The sequence below is a fragment of the Paraburkholderia xenovorans LB400 genome, assembly GCF_000013645.1.
GTDB classification, from domain to species: domain Bacteria; phylum Pseudomonadota; class Gammaproteobacteria; order Burkholderiales; family Burkholderiaceae; genus Paraburkholderia; species Paraburkholderia xenovorans.
On the sequence record NC_007951.1, the window covers coordinates 2,758,172 to 2,773,440 of the forward strand.

The window sequence follows — 15,269 nt, forward strand, 5'->3', positions numbered from 1 at the left end:
GATGCGGTGCGGGGAGACTGCCTTTCCTCTCAATGGGAAAGGGCCGGCATATAAGACATGTGTAAGCGCGCAGCAAACCCGTCTTGCTTGTGGCTGAAGCTGCCCGAGCTCCAGTTCGATGGCGGCCAGATCGGCGTCGATTGCTTCGTCCAGCAGGTTCATCTGCTCGCTGCTGAGCTGTTCGTTGCGCCGGCCAAACTGCTGGCGTTTGAGGATGGCGATCTCGTGGCTTAACTGCTCGATACGGGTCTGCCGGTAATGCAGCTCGCGTCCGTTCTCCTCGACCTCCCGCGTCTTCTCCTCAATCTCCCGGTCTCCCTCCTGCACCTGGGCAATCAGCTCCGCGGCGAGCGTGCACAACTGTTCAGCGCTGAGGGCGTTGAGGTCGGCGGGCAGGTTCATGCAAACCAGTCTGCCAGAACCCCATGCACCGTGGAAGCACAACAGCTTACGTCCCAAGTGGCATTTCGCGCGACTCGCCATCGAAGCGGTAGCGGGAGTGGACACTGGTTCCCTTCGCCCCAGTATGCACCCGGCCGGGGAGGCCGGTGCCGTCGTCCGAGTGCGACCATGATCGGAGACCTTGTACATCGCAGGACACTTTATCGACCGTTTGTGTTGATAAGTCTCTCCCCACAGCGCGCGCTGCGACCGGAATTGCGATGGTCGCAGCGCCGGGCACTTGGCCAGTTACTCCTCTGGTGACGCGTCAATGGGGTGTTGCGTGACGTTTAAACGCTTTTTGACTTCAGGCCGCCCCTCCGCGATCACGTTAAGCATTGCTACGCCGAGCTGCCGCGCTAACTCGTCGTCAAATTCGAACTCATCGTCGTCCACAAAGAATGGTACTTCCATACACTCGGCCAGAAGCGGAGCCACCCTGGCTGACTCAACAATTTGCATGATCAACTGTTGTGGATTTTCGACGTAGGTCACAACCATTGAATACGGCGGACGTTTAAGCATCAATACCCCCTGCATTGTTGATATCTGTCAAAAGCGTTCGCCAAGCATAGGGCCCAGTTTCGCTTCCCTCTTGGTCCGGCCAGGAGACGGCATTCGTCTCTGTCGTTTTCATACTGAGCATAGCATTCGGCCTCGTGAGCTTCTCTACCGCCGCATTTAGCGAATCCACCATCCCCCCCCTTGAACAGGCTGCTGTAAAGCGTTGACCGCTTCGCAGAACTCGTCAGATCGGGCACGAGCGAAGGATATGGAACCTGCGCCTGATCGCTCAGCATCAACTCGGTGGTTTCGCGCCATGCCGGCAGTGTTTCGCCCAATTCCTGGCCGAATAGCTTACCTGTCGGCAACGCCTTCCAGGCCATGTAGCATTCAACGCAGATTTCTGGAACGAAGGCTCTGCCATTGGATTGCAGGCCGGTGAGGCTCGCCGGGGGTGCAACCGGATCATTTCCCAGTTCCCAGTTGGTGAGCCACACTCCCAGTTCGGCATCGCTGATCGGCTGCCACCAGGCGCCGTTCGTCGACACCTGAGCAGTGTACGAGGACACCGTACCGTCTGGACCATACCGGTAATCGACTGCCAGTACACGGGCAAGTCCACCATTTAACGAACTTGCCGGTTCGCTATACTGAAAGGACTTTACGCGACCGCGCTCATCGTACCCGATGCTCGCCTGACCGCTGTTTCCAGCTATCTGCGTTGCACGATTCTCAGCATTGCGCGAGAGCGTTCGCATCGACCAGCCAGATACGGCATCCTGCACTGACTCGACATTGCCCCGTACATCGTATGTGTAGGTCCAGTCTTCACGCTTCGAGCCATTACGTGTGATGACAGCCGACAGAAGGCGGCTCGCCGAATCGTAGCTTGCACCAACTGTCCACTGGTTACCGGTCCCAACGGCTTGCATCCCCTGTTCGCCCGTCAGATCGGTCGTCTCCGTCTCGGCGTAGCCAGTGACGTTACCGCCCTGGTCATAGACAAACGCGCGGATTTTACCCGGCGTGGCGACCAGATGCGGACGCAACGAGGTACTGTCGCTATACTCGATCGTCGTTACCGTCCTGTTGCCAGAGACTGTCGCAACTGCTTTCGTCGGCCGGTTGGCGCCGTCCCACGTGTACTGTGTATTCCCATCCGGTGTAATTGTCTGCTTCAGGTTCCCTGATGTATCCCATGTACGTGAGACCGCGCCGCCAGGCGTAACAATTGAGCCAGGACGCGACGTGTCTCCAACATTAAAAGAATACGTGCTGTTGCCGGACATATTGCTAACAGTGGTCGTGTTCGCGCCATAACTGAAAGAAACGTTACGCGTCGTGTCCGGATGGGTGACTGAGATTGCGCGTCCGCTGGAATCGTAGGTCCATGTTGCAATCCGTGAACCGGATTCGTCCTTTATCCCGGTCATCGCATTGGGGAAGCGGGCATCCTCATAAAGGTACTGACGAACGTATCCAATCGGCGCGGTTACTGAAACAAGATTGCCTTTCGCATCGTACGCATAATGTGTCGCGTTGCCCGAAGGCGGCACTACACTCACAACGCGACCATTACTGTCATATGTCAGACTAAGTGTCAGCCGCGATGCCGTCTGCCCGATCCGATCAACGGGCCACTGCGCGATCGAATCTATCTGTTGTCCAACGTATTCAACTTCACGATACATACCCGTGCGTGTTGTCTCGGAGTGAAACAGACCTGTGCTGACGGAGTATGTTTCGGTCGTGCCAAGCCGTTCGTCCTTCAGGTAGAAGTATCCGTCGCCAGCTTTCAAGAGAGAAAGACCCGACGTACCCGGCACCGCCCACCCGCCGTTAACCCACTTGAAGATCAGAGGCTGGCCGTTACTCCGATACGCGGTGATTTTCGGCGTACTTGCATTGACCGAGGTCAGATCAAGCCGTCGCTGCCAGTTACTTGCCCAGTACCCGCCCATCGCTGTCTGCACTTTATCGAACGGCTTGGACAGGTAGCTACGACTGAACACAAGCGGCGACGTGTCGCCGCTTGCAAAATCAGTTTCAGAGAGAGTCACAATCCCGTTCGCGGGAAACACCGGGTCAGCCACCGGGCAGGTATCGTCCGGCGGAGTGCCGGTTGAATTACACCACTGATCAATCTGCACGAGGTCATTAATACACGCGTAGTTGCCCATACCACCCGGCGTGTTGCTCGTAACGTCGAGCTTGCAGGTCTTGGAGCCCGGCGTGGCGCCGGACTTCGCGTACAGTGAGAAGCAGTCGTCTGCATTTGCGCTGAACGCAAGTATCAGCAACATGAACGCAGCCATTAGGCGGCCCGAAAATCCGGACGCATCTCCATACAGTCTGTGTCTTTTCATTTTTATCCCTATTGGCTTGCTTTGTACTTGTATGACGCACAAGCACCCTATAGGGATCACGATGACCAGAAAATCCGACAATTCTTAAAATTACGCTCGACCTGCGTTCACACAAAACCGGACCAGGGAATGCCGACGTGAGCTGTAGGAACCTATAACAAAAATCGTTCTCTTCCTCTTCCTTCCTTACTCTTCAGATATGGTTGAGCCAAGGCTTAAGAAATGGCGAACCCAAGGCTTCCGATTCAGCCCTATGCCCCTAGGCAACCAAGAAAAAATTGGGGTGCCGTGAAGGCCGGCCCAAGGGAAGTTCGACCCTATTGGAATGGCGTCGCATTTGAATAGTAATGCCAACTTATATATGGATAATTAAATGCGTTTTGCGTCATCAAGTCATTTATAGCAGGACGCCTCTGACGCTGCCCGGCAACAGGCCAGTTGAACACGGAGAAATCATCTAGGCACCTGGCGAACTCTGTGCGGGAAACCACCGCACTCGATCTCGCGGTGCGGGCGATAAAGACGAGAACTTGGGGACCGGCGGCGCTGCGACAAATGCAACGAAAGGACTGCCCGCCCTACGCGCAGGCGAATGCCCTGTACTACTCGCAAGCAGTTCATTTTGGCTTTCTCATATAGTCAGTAACGTGACCGGGCAAGTCACGCGATCTCTGGCACATGCAAACATACTTGGAATCTTTGGAGCCGAGGACGATTGCGACGTTCTTATAGATGCAGAGCTGGCGACCCGCCTTCATTTCAGCAAATAAGCTCGGCATTCTGGCCGTAGAGATCAAGCGCTGATACCAGACGCTAGTGGTCCGCCCGCACGACGCGGTCTGCAGGAGTGAGTTCGTGCTGTGGTGGAGCGTTCCCGCTGCGACGGCCGCGCGCTGCGCGGTTGATCTTGCGACGAGCGTCACGCGCGAACATGCACCAATGACCTTTATCCACAGTTTGTGTTGACAGACCTGTTTATAACATCCGGAGATACTCGCTAAGTCCTTGGCCGCGCACCAGATTCTTCCACCGACGCGTTTAACGACGCCCTCTGCTCAAACCAGGACCAGCGCAGCGCCCCGCTCATTGCCGCAGTCCGACACCGGCAGCATCAATAAACACTCGCCTCGCCCGCCGGCCGATTCTTGAAGCGCCTGTGCACCCAATAATACTGATCAGGAATCCGTCTAACCTGCGTCTCCAGAAACGCCGTGATACGCCGCGCGTCGACCGCCACGTCGTCGGACGGAAAATCGCCCAGCGCCTCAAAGATATTCAGCTTGTAGCCGCGATAATCCGGCAGCACTTCCGTCACGAACGGCACCACCCGCGCATTCGCCGCACGCGCCATCCGCGAGACGGAGGTCAGCGTGCAGGCCGGCACGCCGAAGAACGGCACGAACACCGAATCCCGCAAGCCGAAATCCATGTCGGCGGCCAGCATGACCGGCTTGCCTTCGCGTAGCGTGCGCAACGCCCGCCGCACGCTATCGCTGCGCGGAATCATCTCCGTGCCGAAGCGTCCGCGCTGACGCTTGGCCATCGCGTCGAGCAGCAGGTTCGACATGGGCGTATAGAGCGAGGCGACCGGATGCCGCGTCGAATACATCATGCAGCCCGCTTCGATGCCAACGAAATGGAAGCCGACGAAAATGGTCGGCTTTCCCGCCATATCCGAGAGATCGATCGCGCTCTCCACCTCGACGAGGCGAGCCAGCGCCTGCGCATTGCCGAACCACTGCGGGCCGCGCTCGACATAACTGCGGATCACGTGACAGAAGTGCGCGCGCGCCAGACGTTCGCGCGCCTCGTCGCTCATGTCCGGAAAACACAGCTTCAGGTTGGTATGCACGACGCGCCGGCGCGTGCTCGGAATCCGGTACAGCAAGGCACCGATACCGGTGCCGATCCGCGCGACAACGCTGTATGGCAGAAAGGCAAACGCGCGCAGCAGACCTGTCATCAGACAGATCAGGATTCGACTTTTCACAAGGCGGGACCCGGTGGGTGCTGGATGGCAAACACGCCGGCCGCTGCAACCTCGAAATTGCCAGCGGACGAAGTGACTTGCGCGCGCGTCATACCGGGTCTCGCGCGGCGCGGATTCAGGAACGGACGTCTCGCTCGTGGCAAGACGCAGAGGTGCCGGAGGCCGAAACCGTGCCGGGATCAGGCGCCTATCAGGCGTCCTTTAGGACCCTTGATAAATGCACCGCAGGCGTGATTAAAACACACTGTGCCCGCCGCGCACACAAAAGGCCGGGCGGCCTGTCCGGCAAGCGGCGTGAAAGCCGCGCCAGGCGGCGATTCCCTGCTGTTTTACAAAGAATGCGTGCGCGGCCCCGCCAAGTTCACGCGGCCCGCGCACACCTGCTGCCCCTCAAAGACATCCCGTGCGGGACATCAGGGCTTGTTCGACTCGAACAGATCCATGATCTGCTTCTTCTCGTTCGACGAGACGCTCGGCGGCGGTACCGCCGGCGGCGTCATGCCCGCGGGTCCCACGCCGCCGACCGCATCGCTCGCGCCCGCGGTGGGGTTCGCCGAATCCAGACCGATGCTGGCCACGAAGCCGTTGCCCGGCGTCATGTCTGTATAGAACAGCTCACCGTCGACGGATGTCACGCCGTCCGGCTGCGCCGGTTCGCTTTGCGGCACGCCGCGCAACGCGCGCTGCATGTATTCCACCCAGATCGGCAATGCCAGTTGCGCGCCGAATTCGCGGCTGCCGAGGCTCTTGGGCTGGTCGTAACCCATCCACGCCACCGCCACGAGCGACTGCTGATAACCAGCAAACCAGCCGTCCTTCGCGTCGTTGGTGGTACCCGTCTTGCCCTGCAGGTCCGAACGATGCAGCACGTTGGTGCCCGCGCCCGTGCCGGCGGTCGCCACCGAATGCAGCAGGCTGTTCATGATGTACGCGTTGCGCGGTTCGAGCGTGCGCGGCGCATCGCGACCGGCTGTGAGCGGCTGCGCTCTGGAGAGCGGCTCGCCGCGCGCGTCCGTCACCTCGTTGATCAGATACGGATTGATCCGGTAGCCGCCGTTGGCGAACACCGAATACGCACCCGCCGACTGCAACGGTGTGACGAGGCCCGCGCCGAGCGCCATCGGCAGGTACGGCGGGGTCTTGTCGGCGTCGAAGCCGAAACGCTGCGTGACGAAGTCCTGCGCGTATCTGGTGCCGATGAACGACAGAATACGGATCGACACCAGGTTCTTCGACTTCTGCAACGCGAGACGCATCGGCATCGGACCGTCCGGCTGGTCGTCGTCCTTCGGCTCCCACGCGTCGCCGCCCGGTGTGCTGGACGGGAAATACAGCGGCGCGTCGTTGATGATCGTGGCCGGTCCGAGACCTTTGTCCAGCGCCGCCGAGTAAATGAATGGCTTGAAGCTCGAACCCGGCTGGCGCCACGCCTGCGTGACGTGGTTGAACTTGTTCTTGTTGAAGTCGAAACCGCCCACCAGTGCGCGAATCGCGCCGTCCTGCGGCGTGAGCGATACCAGCGCGCCTTCCACCTGCGGCAGTTGCGTGATCTGCCAGTTGCCCTTGTCGTCGGCAACCAGACGCACGATCGAGCCCGGCCTGATCTTCGTGGCCGCCGCCGCGCGCGTGCTCAGCGCGCCCGCTACGAAGCGCAGACCGTCGCCGCTGATCGCCACCTGCGTGCCGTCCACCAGTTGCGCCTTGACCTGCTTCGGACTCGCGTCCGTCACCACGGCGGCGATGATCTCGCCGTTGTCGGGGTGATCGGTGAGCGCGTCGTCGATCGTCTGATCGCGGTCGTCACCCGGCGCGGGCAGCTGCACGAAGCCCTCCGGCCCGCGATACCCGTGCCGCCGCTCGTAATCCATCACGCCCTTGCGCACGGCGCGATAGGCGGCGTCCTGGTCGGCGGAGTCGATCGTGGTGGTGACGTTCAGGCCGCGCGTATAGGTTTCGTCCTTGTACTGGGCGTACATCATCTGCCGGACCATTTCGGCAATGTACTCGGCGTGCACGCTGTATTCGTTGCCCGGATTCTTGGTGTGGATCTCTTCCTTCACCGCCTGGTCGTACTGCTCCTGGCTGATGTATCTGAGCTCGAGCATGCGCCGCAGAATGTACTCCTGACGGATCTTCGCGCGCTTCGGATTGACCACCGGGTTATACGCGGAGGGCGCCTTCGGCAAGCCCGCCAGCATCGCCGATTCCGCCAGCGTGATGTCCTTCAGATCCTTGCCGAAGTACACGCGCGCGGCCGCGGCGAAACCGTAGGCGCGCTCACCCAGATAAATCTGGTTCATGTACAGCTCGAGAATCTGATCCTTGGTGAGCGCGCGCTCGATCTTGTACGCGAGCAGCATTTCGTAGATCTTGCGCGTGTAGGTCTTCTCACTCGACAGGAAGAAGTTGCGCGCCACCTGCATGGTGATCGTACTCGCGCCCTGCGAAGCGCCGCCGTGCGAAAGATCGGAGACACCTGCCCGCAGAATACCGATGAAGTCGACGCCGCCGTGCTCGTAGAAGCGATAGTCTTCGATCGCGAGCACCGCTTTCTTCATCTGATCGGGAATGTCCTGGAAGCGCACGAGACTGCGCCGCTCTTCGCCGAATTCGCCGATCAGCACATGGTCCGCGGTATAGACGCGCAGCGGCACCTTCGGGCGATAGTCGGTGAGCGCGTCGAGCGACGGCAGTTGCGGGCCCATCACCACCAGCGCATAGCCGATGATCAGCGCACTCACCACCGCGATGGTCGCGATCAGGCCGGCGAACCAGATGGCGATGGTCACGCCGATGGAACGGCGGCCGGCCCCGGCCTCGCGCGAAGCTGCATTGCGTCCCGGCGTGCGTTGGTAGGAATCCCGGTCTTCACCAGACGGAGAATTGGATGAATGCGGTCGTTTGATGATTGGCATGACTGGAATAGTGGGCGCATAACCGAACGCCTTTCTGCACGCGCTCCTCGCGCGCACATGGATCGTGATCGAGCATCGTAGCCTGAGGCGCGAACCACCGCACGGCCTTCTGCCCCCGGCCGGCCGCACGGCACGCCCGGGACCATGTCCGGCGCAACGTAACAGCGCATTTTAAAAGAAATCGAGCGCGGTCCAAGTCAGTTTTTTTGTAAGAATTCCCTTCGCGCGAAAGGAGTCTGTAGTTCCAGGCAGCCAGACGAGCGCTTTCGCGCCCAATCGGAGTTATTCACAGAAAATGTTGAAAGGCCTGTGGACAAGCCACCCGCAAACGCCACAAGCCATTGATGTCACGGGATTTTCATGTCGCGCCCGTTCCGCATCGGCGCAACTCGTCTTATGATGGACTCGGCGCGCGCCAACACCTGCGCGCGCCGCGGCGTCCGCCAAATGTCCGCTTTGTACCGCCCATGCCAACAAGTATGCGAGCCGACCATGAACAAGCCCAGCGAACGCATCGTCGTATTCGTCACGACCGCGCAGAAACGCGCGATCACCGCCACCGCCGAAAATCTGGGCATTAGCGTCAGCGAACTGATGCGGCGCGCGGTGCTCAGCTTCGGCGCGACCAGCGAACAGGTGAAAGCGGCGAGCATCGTCGACCGCTTGCGCGCGCCGCGCGCCCCGGACGCGCTCGACGCCGCGCTGCAACGGGTCGCACGCGGCACACGGCATGCGCGCGCCGCGCTGCCGCCGGCGCTGCAAACGCACGGCGAAGCCGCGACGGGCGAGGCCACGGATAGCGCCGCGGATGCGGCTGCGGCTGCGTCCACGCCGGCTGCGGCCGGGTTGCCGCGCGCACCCGTGGAAGCCCAGCCTGCGCCGTTGCTGCCAGCGGGTGTCGCCGCCGCCCTCGCCGCCGAAATCGACGAGGAAGCCGCGGCAACAGCGGAAGCGGTAGCGCGCGTGGCGGCGGCCAAGGCAGCTTCGGCGGAAGCATCCACGCCTCAGCAGAGCGATACGGACGCGCAATTGCGCAGCGTGCTCAAACGCCCACGCCTCGATAACACGCGCGAGGACGACGATCCGCTCGGCGACCCGAGCACGAAGGGCGGCCGCTTCGCTTGATGAACAGCTGCGCTGCCTGTCGCGCAACGTGAATCGGCAGGTTGCCGTTGCATATCGTTACACGAGCGCTCACGCCAACCTCGCGCAAACGTGCGAGCTTTCGGCATGGCACGCGCGCAAAGTTGGCGAATCTGTCATCGCTCCCTTTAAGGCGGTTTTAAGAGAGCACGTGGTGTAATATCCGCGAGCGTTGGAATGACGCGCCGCGCGATTTAACCTTTGAACTGTCCGCCGCTCGATATCCGAATCGAACAATTTACGCCGCCGCTATTGCAATCGGTGCGTGCGCCCCGACCTCCGGTCCGAACGTTGCGCAGCTTCGCGCGCAGCGGCGTAAAGTAGCAGTTGAATGCAGTTAGGCGCGCGGAATCATTCAGCGCCGTTTACATTCTTTGGAGGTTTTCATGTCGCTTTTTGACAGCATTTCGCGCACGCTCAAAGGTCTCCTGAACGACGCAGCCGATTCCGTGCAGGATCCGTCGCGCGACTCGCGCCAGATCGTGCGCGAACTCGACGAGAGCATCGCCAAAGCCGAGAACTCGCTGATCGAGATTCAGGCACAAGTGGCCACGCAGCAAAGCAAGCGCGATGTTGCCGCGGACAAGGCGAAGAAGTACGAAGACGGCGCCAAACGCGCGCTGCAATCCGGCGACGAAGCGCTCGCGCGCGAAGCCCTCGGCGCACAAGCCACGGCAGAAGCCGAACGCGACGCGCTGGCGAAGGAACTGACCACGCTGGAGCCGTCGGTGGCGCAGTTGAAGAGCCAGATCGAAGACATGCGCACGCGCCGCAACGACCTGAACGCACGCTCGAACATTCTGCAGGCCAAGCAGCAGATCGCGCAGGCGAAAGATGTGGCGGCCACGGCGTTGGGCGGCATCGGCGGCAAGAATCTCTCCGAAGATTTCCAGAAGCTCGAAGACAAGGTTGCGCTCTCGAATGCCCGTTCGGACGCCCGCCTGAATTCGGCCGACGTGAAGAGCGGCAAGGCGCTCGACGACAAGCTCGCGGATCTGAACCGCGGCCCGTCGGTCGAAGATCGTCTCGAAGCGTTGAAGAAGCAGATCAACACGCCGGCCCAGTAATTGCGTCAGCGGCAGTGCATACCGGCGGCTTCGTGTGAGTCGCCGGAATCGACTGAAGGAGACGGGCGCATTGCGCCCGGTCCGTAAATGAAAAAATTTCTTGCAACCGCGTTTGCGTCACTGCTGTTCGTGTCGGCTGCGGCGTTCGCCGTGCCTACGGTGCAGCAGATCGAATCGGCCATGTCGCAGGGCAACTGGCAGCAGGCCGACGCCGGCCTGAGCGAAGTGCTGCAGGCGCATCCGAACAATGCGCGCGCACATTATCTGTACGCCCAGGTGCTCGACCGCGAAGGCCGTTCTGCCGACGCGCTCGCCCAGGTGCAGCAGGCCAGGACACTCGACCCGCAAATCCGTTTCACCGACCCGACCCGTTTCGCGCAAACCGAAGCGCGTATCCGTAAGGACGCGGAACGTGCCGGCGCAGCGGGCGGCAACACCACCAGCCACGCCGCCAACCCGTTCGTGCAGCAAAACTCGCCGGCAGTGCAGCAGCAGCCGGCCATGATGTCGCAAGCGCCGCAACGGCATGGTCCGGGCATGGGCATGTGGATCGGCATCCTTGTCCTGATCGGGGTGATCGCTCTCGTGCTGCGCTGGACCTTGCGCCGCGCCCGCACGCAAGGCGATACGCGCGCCGACGACGATCGTCGCGTGCAACTCAAGCGCGCCACGGAGATGCTCAACACCGTGCGTTCGCTCAAGCTCGACGTGAAGTTGTCCACCGTGCCAGGCCATGAGGCGCTGGAGAAGGAAGTCGAAGCGACCGAAGACCAGTTGCGCGGCCTCGTCGAAAGCCTGTCGAACAGCAAGAGCCCGGTGCCGCCCTATCAGCTCGACGAACTCGAGCAGCGCCTCGGCAGCCTGCGCGCGCGGGTGGACGGCAGGCCCGATCCGTATGCCGCGCCGGCCGCCGGCACGCAACAATCGCCGTATGCACAGGAAGCCGAACGTTTCGGCAATCCGCCGCAAGCGCCTTATCCGCAGCAAGGACCGTATCAGCAGCAGCCGCAGCAGCAGCCGCAGGTCATCGTGCAGCAAGGCGGCGGTGGCTTCGGCGGCGGCATGGGCGGTCTGCTGACCGGCGTGCTGCTCGGCGAAGCGCTGAATTCCGGGCGTGAACGTGTGGTGGAACGCGACGTGATCGTCGACGACGAAGCGCGCCGCCGTGGCAACGACGGCGGCAATGGCGGCACTGGCGGCGGCCTCGACTTCGGCCAGGGATCGAACGACTGGAGCGACAACAGCGGCGGCGTCGATATGGGCAGCAACGACGACTCCGGCGGCTGGAACGATACCTGAGCCTGGGTCAGCGGCCGAAATCCGGCCCGTTCAGCCAGGCATCTGCAAGCGAAAGAAACAGGCTCCGTCACACGGAGCCTGTTTCTTTATGGCCCTTCGTTTCAGGCTTCAGGCACGCATCGATAAAGGCGCCCTGCCCGCCTCATGCTGCGCCAGCAACACCGCGCCCGCAAACAGCCTGACGATGAAACGCTCCGCATACGCGATCAGCGCATCGCGGCGCGCCTCGTTTGCATCGATATATTCAGCCGAGAGATGGAACAGTTGCAGCACGATCTGCGTGCAGACTTCATCGACTGTTTCGCGCGAGAGCGTCGGCATCAATTCCAGTTCAACCACGTCGTCGGCCATTTCCGCCGACACCTCGTGCAGGTTGGCGCGCACGGCTTCGCGCAACGCCCGCGATGTGCCGTGATATTCGGCCAGCGCGCTCAGAAACGCCTCGCGGTTTTCCAGCGTGAAGGCAAAGAACGCGACGCACGCACGACGTGGCACGCTATGCGGCTCGTCGTGCGCGGCGAGCCAGCGCTCACGCCGCAACATCGGCCGCAAACGGCGGCTCACCGACTCGACGGCTTCGCGCGCCAGATCGTCGAGCGTGTCGAAATGACGATAGAAGGTATTGGGATTGAGCCCCGCCTCGCGAGCCAGCTCGCGCAAACCCAGGCTCGTGAAACTGCGGCCGCCCGCGGTCAGCCGCAACGCGGCCTCGATCAGCTTGCGCTTGCCGGCCGGCAATTCCTGGCCGGCGGCAACACCATGCTCGGCGGCGGCTGCCGCTTCGGGGACGGGTTTCATGTGATTTCAATCGATGCGCGCCATGCACGTTTAATAGCAGTACTCTAAACGATCTTGACGTCAGGTGCACAGTTGTCTACCCTGCGCGTTATGCTGAAATAGACACCTGCATACCCCTGAATTTGTCTATGCCGGAGACCGCCGTGACGCCTGCCTCATCTGCCCCACCTGCCGCGCCACGCATCGCGATTGTCGGCAGCGGCTTTGCCGGCATCGGCATGGCGATCCGTTTGCAGCGCATGGGAATCACGTCGTTCACGATCTACGAGGCGGCCGGCGATATCGGCGGCACATGGCGCGACAACACCTATCCCGGCGCCGCCTGCGACGTGCCCTCGCATCTCTATTCGTTTTCGTTCGAGCCGAATCCGGCCTGGTCGCGCGCGTTCGGCGGCCAGGCGGAGATCTTCGCGTATCTGAAGCATTGCGCCCGCAAATATGGCGTGGAGCGCTACGTGCGTTGCAACGCGCGCGTGAGCGCGGCGCGTTTCGACGAAGCGCACCAGCTCTGGCGCGTCGAGCTCGATGTGAACGGTGTGCGCGAAAGCATCGAGGCCGACGTGGTGATCGCCGCAAGCGGCCCCCTGTCGCGCCCGGCCATGCCGCGGATCGCGGGGCTCGACCGCTTCGAAGGCAAGCTGTTCCATTCGGCGCGCTGGGACCATGCGTATCCGCTCGACGGCAAACGCGTCGCGGTGATCGGCACCGGCGCGAGCGCAATCCAGTTCGTGCCGCAAATCCAGCCGCGCGTCGCGCAGCTCGATCTGTTCCAGCGCACCGCGCCGTGGGTAATGCCCAAGCCCGACAAGCCTGTCGGCGCGCGCGCCCAGTGGCTGTTCCGGCATCTGCCGTTCACGCAGCGCTTTGTGCGCAGCGCGATCTACTGGCAACTCGAATCGCGCGCCATCGCCTTCGTGGTCAATCCGAAACTGATGAAAATGCCGATGAAGTTCGGCCTGAGCTACCTCGAACGACGCGTCAAAGACCCCGCATTGCGCGCCAGGCTGACGCCGAACTACCGGCTCGGCTGCAAACGCGTGCTGCTCTCCAGCGACTACTATCCCGCGCTCAGCCAGCCGAACGTAGACGTGGTGACGAGCGGCATTCGCGAGATCGTTGCCGACGGCATCGTGACTGAAGATGGCGCGCATCATCGCGCCGACGCGATCATCTGCGGCACGGGCTTTCAGGTCAACGACGTCGGCGCACCGTTCGACGTGACCGGCCTCGACGGCGCGGATCTCGGCGCCCTGTGGTTGCGCGACGGGCCGGAAGCCTACCTCGGTGTCAGCATTGCGAACTTCCCGAACTTCTTCATGATCGTCGGCCCGAATACCGGGCTCGGCCACAACTCGATGATCTACATGATCGAGTCGCAGGTGCAGTACATCGCGGATTGCCTGCGGGTATTGCGTCGGCGAAAAGCACGCACCATGAATTTGCGGCCCGACGTGCAGCGCGATTTCAACGCGCGTTTGCAGGAGGAAATGCAGCGCTCCGTGTGGGTGAGCGGATGTCATAGCTGGTATCAGACCCGCAGCGGCAAGGTCACCGCGTTGTGGCCCGGTTTCACCTTCAGTTTTCGCAAACGCACGCGGCGTGTGCGTCCGCACGACTATCGCTTCACGCCCTGACCACATGAGCGGTGGCGGTTGAACCGGGAGAGAGACGCCGCCGATGCAATCCGATTCGAAGCCAATCGAACTAAAAGGGAGACAACAATCATGGCAAGCATCGACTCCACCACGCCCGCCTCGACCACCGCGCTGCCGCCGCGCTCGCTCGCCGCGCGCCTCGGCATCACCAGCGTGACGCGCGACGAATTGCGGCAGCGTTATACGCAAAGCGGCTCCAGGTTCGTGAAGATCATGGGCGCCGACGTGCACTATGTCGACGAAGGCAGCGGCGACATCATCGTGATGATCCACGGTTTCGCCTCTTCGCTGCATACGTGGAATCGCGTCGCCGATGAGCTCAAGCGCGAGCACCGCGTGATCCGCCTCGATCTGCCGCCGTTCGGCGTGACAGGACCGCTGCGCTCCAGCAGCGGCGCAATCGAAACGATGGACCTGCCCACCTATCGGCGCTTCATCGACACGTTCATGCAGGCACTCGGCATCTCGCGCGCAACCTTGATCGGCAACTCGCTCGGCGGGCTGATTTCGTGGGACTATGCGGCGCGCCATCGCGACGCCGTTGAGCGGCTCGTGTTGATCGACTCGGCCGGCTTTCCGATGAAGCTGCCGATTTACATCGGCCTGTTCAATAGCGCGCTGGTGCGGGTGAGTTCGCCCTGGTGGCTGCCTGAGGCCATCGTCAAAAGCGCGGTGCGCAACGTCTATGGCGATCCGCGCAAGATCGACGCGGTGACGCTGCGCCGCTACGTCGAGTTCTTTCACGGCGAAGGGACGCGCGCCGCGATCGGCAAGATGGTGCCGACGCTCGATTTCAGGCAAGTCGACACGAACGTGCTGAAAACATTCGATGTGCCGGCGCTGGTGCTATGGGGTGCGAAGGATCGCTGGATTCCGACGGCGCACGCCGCCGAATTCGCAAGCCGCATTCCGGGTGCGAAATCGGTCATGTATGCCGGATTAGGCCACATTCCAATGGAAGAAGCGCCCGAACGCGTCATGGTCGATCTGCGCGCGTTTCTCGGCATCAGGCCGGCGCACTCAGCCGCCGCCGAGCAGGCGCAACAGCCCCCACAGAAATTTGCAGAGCATCACGATCAGCTCCCATAGAT

General features: G+C 61.7%; 10 protein-coding genes and 1 pseudogene. 5 read left to right on the forward strand and 6 right to left on the reverse strand.

Annotated features, from left to right (window positions below; all coding sequences use genetic code 11):
- Positions 1–90 precede the first annotated feature (90 nt).
- From BXE_RS45425 to BXE_RS12225, 5 genes and pseudogenes are all read right to left on the reverse strand, one after another.
- Positions 91–402, reverse strand: a pseudogene (locus BXE_RS45425) (IS66 family transposase); the annotation flags it as partial.
- 288 nt (positions 403–690) lie between these two features.
- The gene (locus BXE_RS12210) at positions 691–966 is read right to left on the reverse strand and encodes a hypothetical protein (protein ID WP_038457847.1); all 276 of its coding nucleotides are present in this window, start codon (positions 964–966) and stop codon (positions 691–693) included.
- Entirely contained in the window at positions 966–3,248 is a 2,283-nt protein-coding gene (locus BXE_RS12215) for a DUF6531 domain-containing protein (RefSeq protein WP_233518782.1), read from the reverse strand. Before BXE_RS12215 ends, BXE_RS12210 begins: the two co-directional genes overlap by 1 nt.
- A 1,174-nt stretch (positions 3,249–4,422) precedes the next feature.
- On the reverse strand, positions 4,423–5,274 hold the full coding sequence (locus BXE_RS12220; RefSeq protein ID WP_216669001.1) for a lipid A biosynthesis lauroyl acyltransferase: 852 nt from the start codon (positions 5,272–5,274) through the stop codon (positions 4,423–4,425).
- 440 nt (positions 5,275–5,714) lie between these two features.
- A complete protein-coding gene (locus BXE_RS12225; protein WP_038457845.1) occupies positions 5,715–8,216 on the reverse strand; it encodes a penicillin-binding protein 1A in 2,502 nt (833 codons plus the stop codon).
- Between the two features lie 492 nt (positions 8,217–8,708).
- On the opposite strand from BXE_RS12225, the gene BXE_RS12230 reads away from it, so the two are divergent.
- The 3 genes from BXE_RS12230 to BXE_RS12240 all read left to right on the forward strand — a co-directional run bounded on the left by BXE_RS12230 (position 8,709) and on the right by BXE_RS12240 (position 11,725).
- Positions 8,709–9,341, forward strand: coding sequence for a hypothetical protein (locus BXE_RS12230; protein WP_038458768.1), 633 nt, complete (start codon positions 8,709–8,711; stop codon positions 9,339–9,341).
- A 404-nt stretch (positions 9,342–9,745) separates the two neighbouring features.
- Positions 9,746–10,426, forward strand: coding sequence for a PspA/IM30 family protein (locus tag BXE_RS12235; RefSeq protein WP_011488613.1), 681 nt, complete (start codon positions 9,746–9,748; stop codon positions 10,424–10,426).
- A gap of 87 nt (positions 10,427–10,513) precedes the next feature.
- Entirely contained in the window at positions 10,514–11,725 is a 1,212-nt protein-coding gene (locus BXE_RS12240; RefSeq protein WP_011488614.1) for a tetratricopeptide repeat protein, read from the forward strand.
- 108 nt (positions 11,726–11,833) lie between these two features.
- Here BXE_RS12240 and BXE_RS12245 read toward each other — a convergent pair whose 3' ends face one another.
- Positions 11,834–12,523, reverse strand: a complete 690-nt coding sequence (locus BXE_RS12245) for a TetR family transcriptional regulator (protein WP_011488615.1) — start codon at positions 12,521–12,523, stop codon at positions 11,834–11,836.
- Positions 12,524–12,666: 143 nt separating this feature from the next.
- On the opposite strand from BXE_RS12245, the gene BXE_RS12250 reads away from it, so the two are divergent.
- The gene (locus BXE_RS12250) at positions 12,667–14,157 is read left to right on the forward strand and encodes a flavin-containing monooxygenase (protein ID WP_011488616.1); all 1,491 of its coding nucleotides are present in this window, start codon (positions 12,667–12,669) and stop codon (positions 14,155–14,157) included.
- Between the two features lie 90 nt (positions 14,158–14,247).
- Positions 14,248–15,267: an alpha/beta fold hydrolase gene (locus BXE_RS12255; protein ID WP_011488617.1), complete on the forward strand. Its 1,020-nt coding sequence runs from the start codon at positions 14,248–14,250 to the stop codon at positions 15,265–15,267.
- The last annotated feature ends 2 nt before the right edge of the window (positions 15,268–15,269 follow it).

Coding starts and splice junctions, on each gene's coding strand:
- BXE_RS12210 (WP_038457847.1), bottom strand. CDS start 966: ATGCTTAAACGTCCGCCGTATTCAATGGTTGTGACCTACGTCGAAAAT.
- BXE_RS12215 (WP_233518782.1), bottom strand. CDS start 3,248: ATGTTGCTGATACTTGCGTTCAGCGCAAATGCAGACGACTGCTTCTCA.
- BXE_RS12220 (WP_216669001.1), bottom strand. CDS start 5,274: ATGACAGGTCTGCTGCGCGCGTTTGCCTTTCTGCCATACAGCGTTGTC.
- BXE_RS12225 (WP_038457845.1), bottom strand. CDS start 8,216: ATGCCAATCATCAAACGACCGCATTCATCCAATTCTCCGTCTGGTGAA.
- BXE_RS12230 (WP_038458768.1), top strand. CDS start 8,709: ATGAACAAGCCCAGCGAACGCATCGTCGTATTCGTCACGACCGCGCAG.
- BXE_RS12235 (WP_011488613.1), top strand. CDS start 9,746: ATGTCGCTTTTTGACAGCATTTCGCGCACGCTCAAAGGTCTCCTGAAC.
- BXE_RS12240 (WP_011488614.1), top strand. CDS start 10,514: ATGAAAAAATTTCTTGCAACCGCGTTTGCGTCACTGCTGTTCGTGTCG.
- BXE_RS12245 (WP_011488615.1), bottom strand. CDS start 12,523: ATGAAACCCGTCCCCGAAGCGGCAGCCGCCGCCGAGCATGGTGTTGCC.
- BXE_RS12255 (WP_011488617.1), top strand. CDS start 14,248: ATGGCAAGCATCGACTCCACCACGCCCGCCTCGACCACCGCGCTGCCG.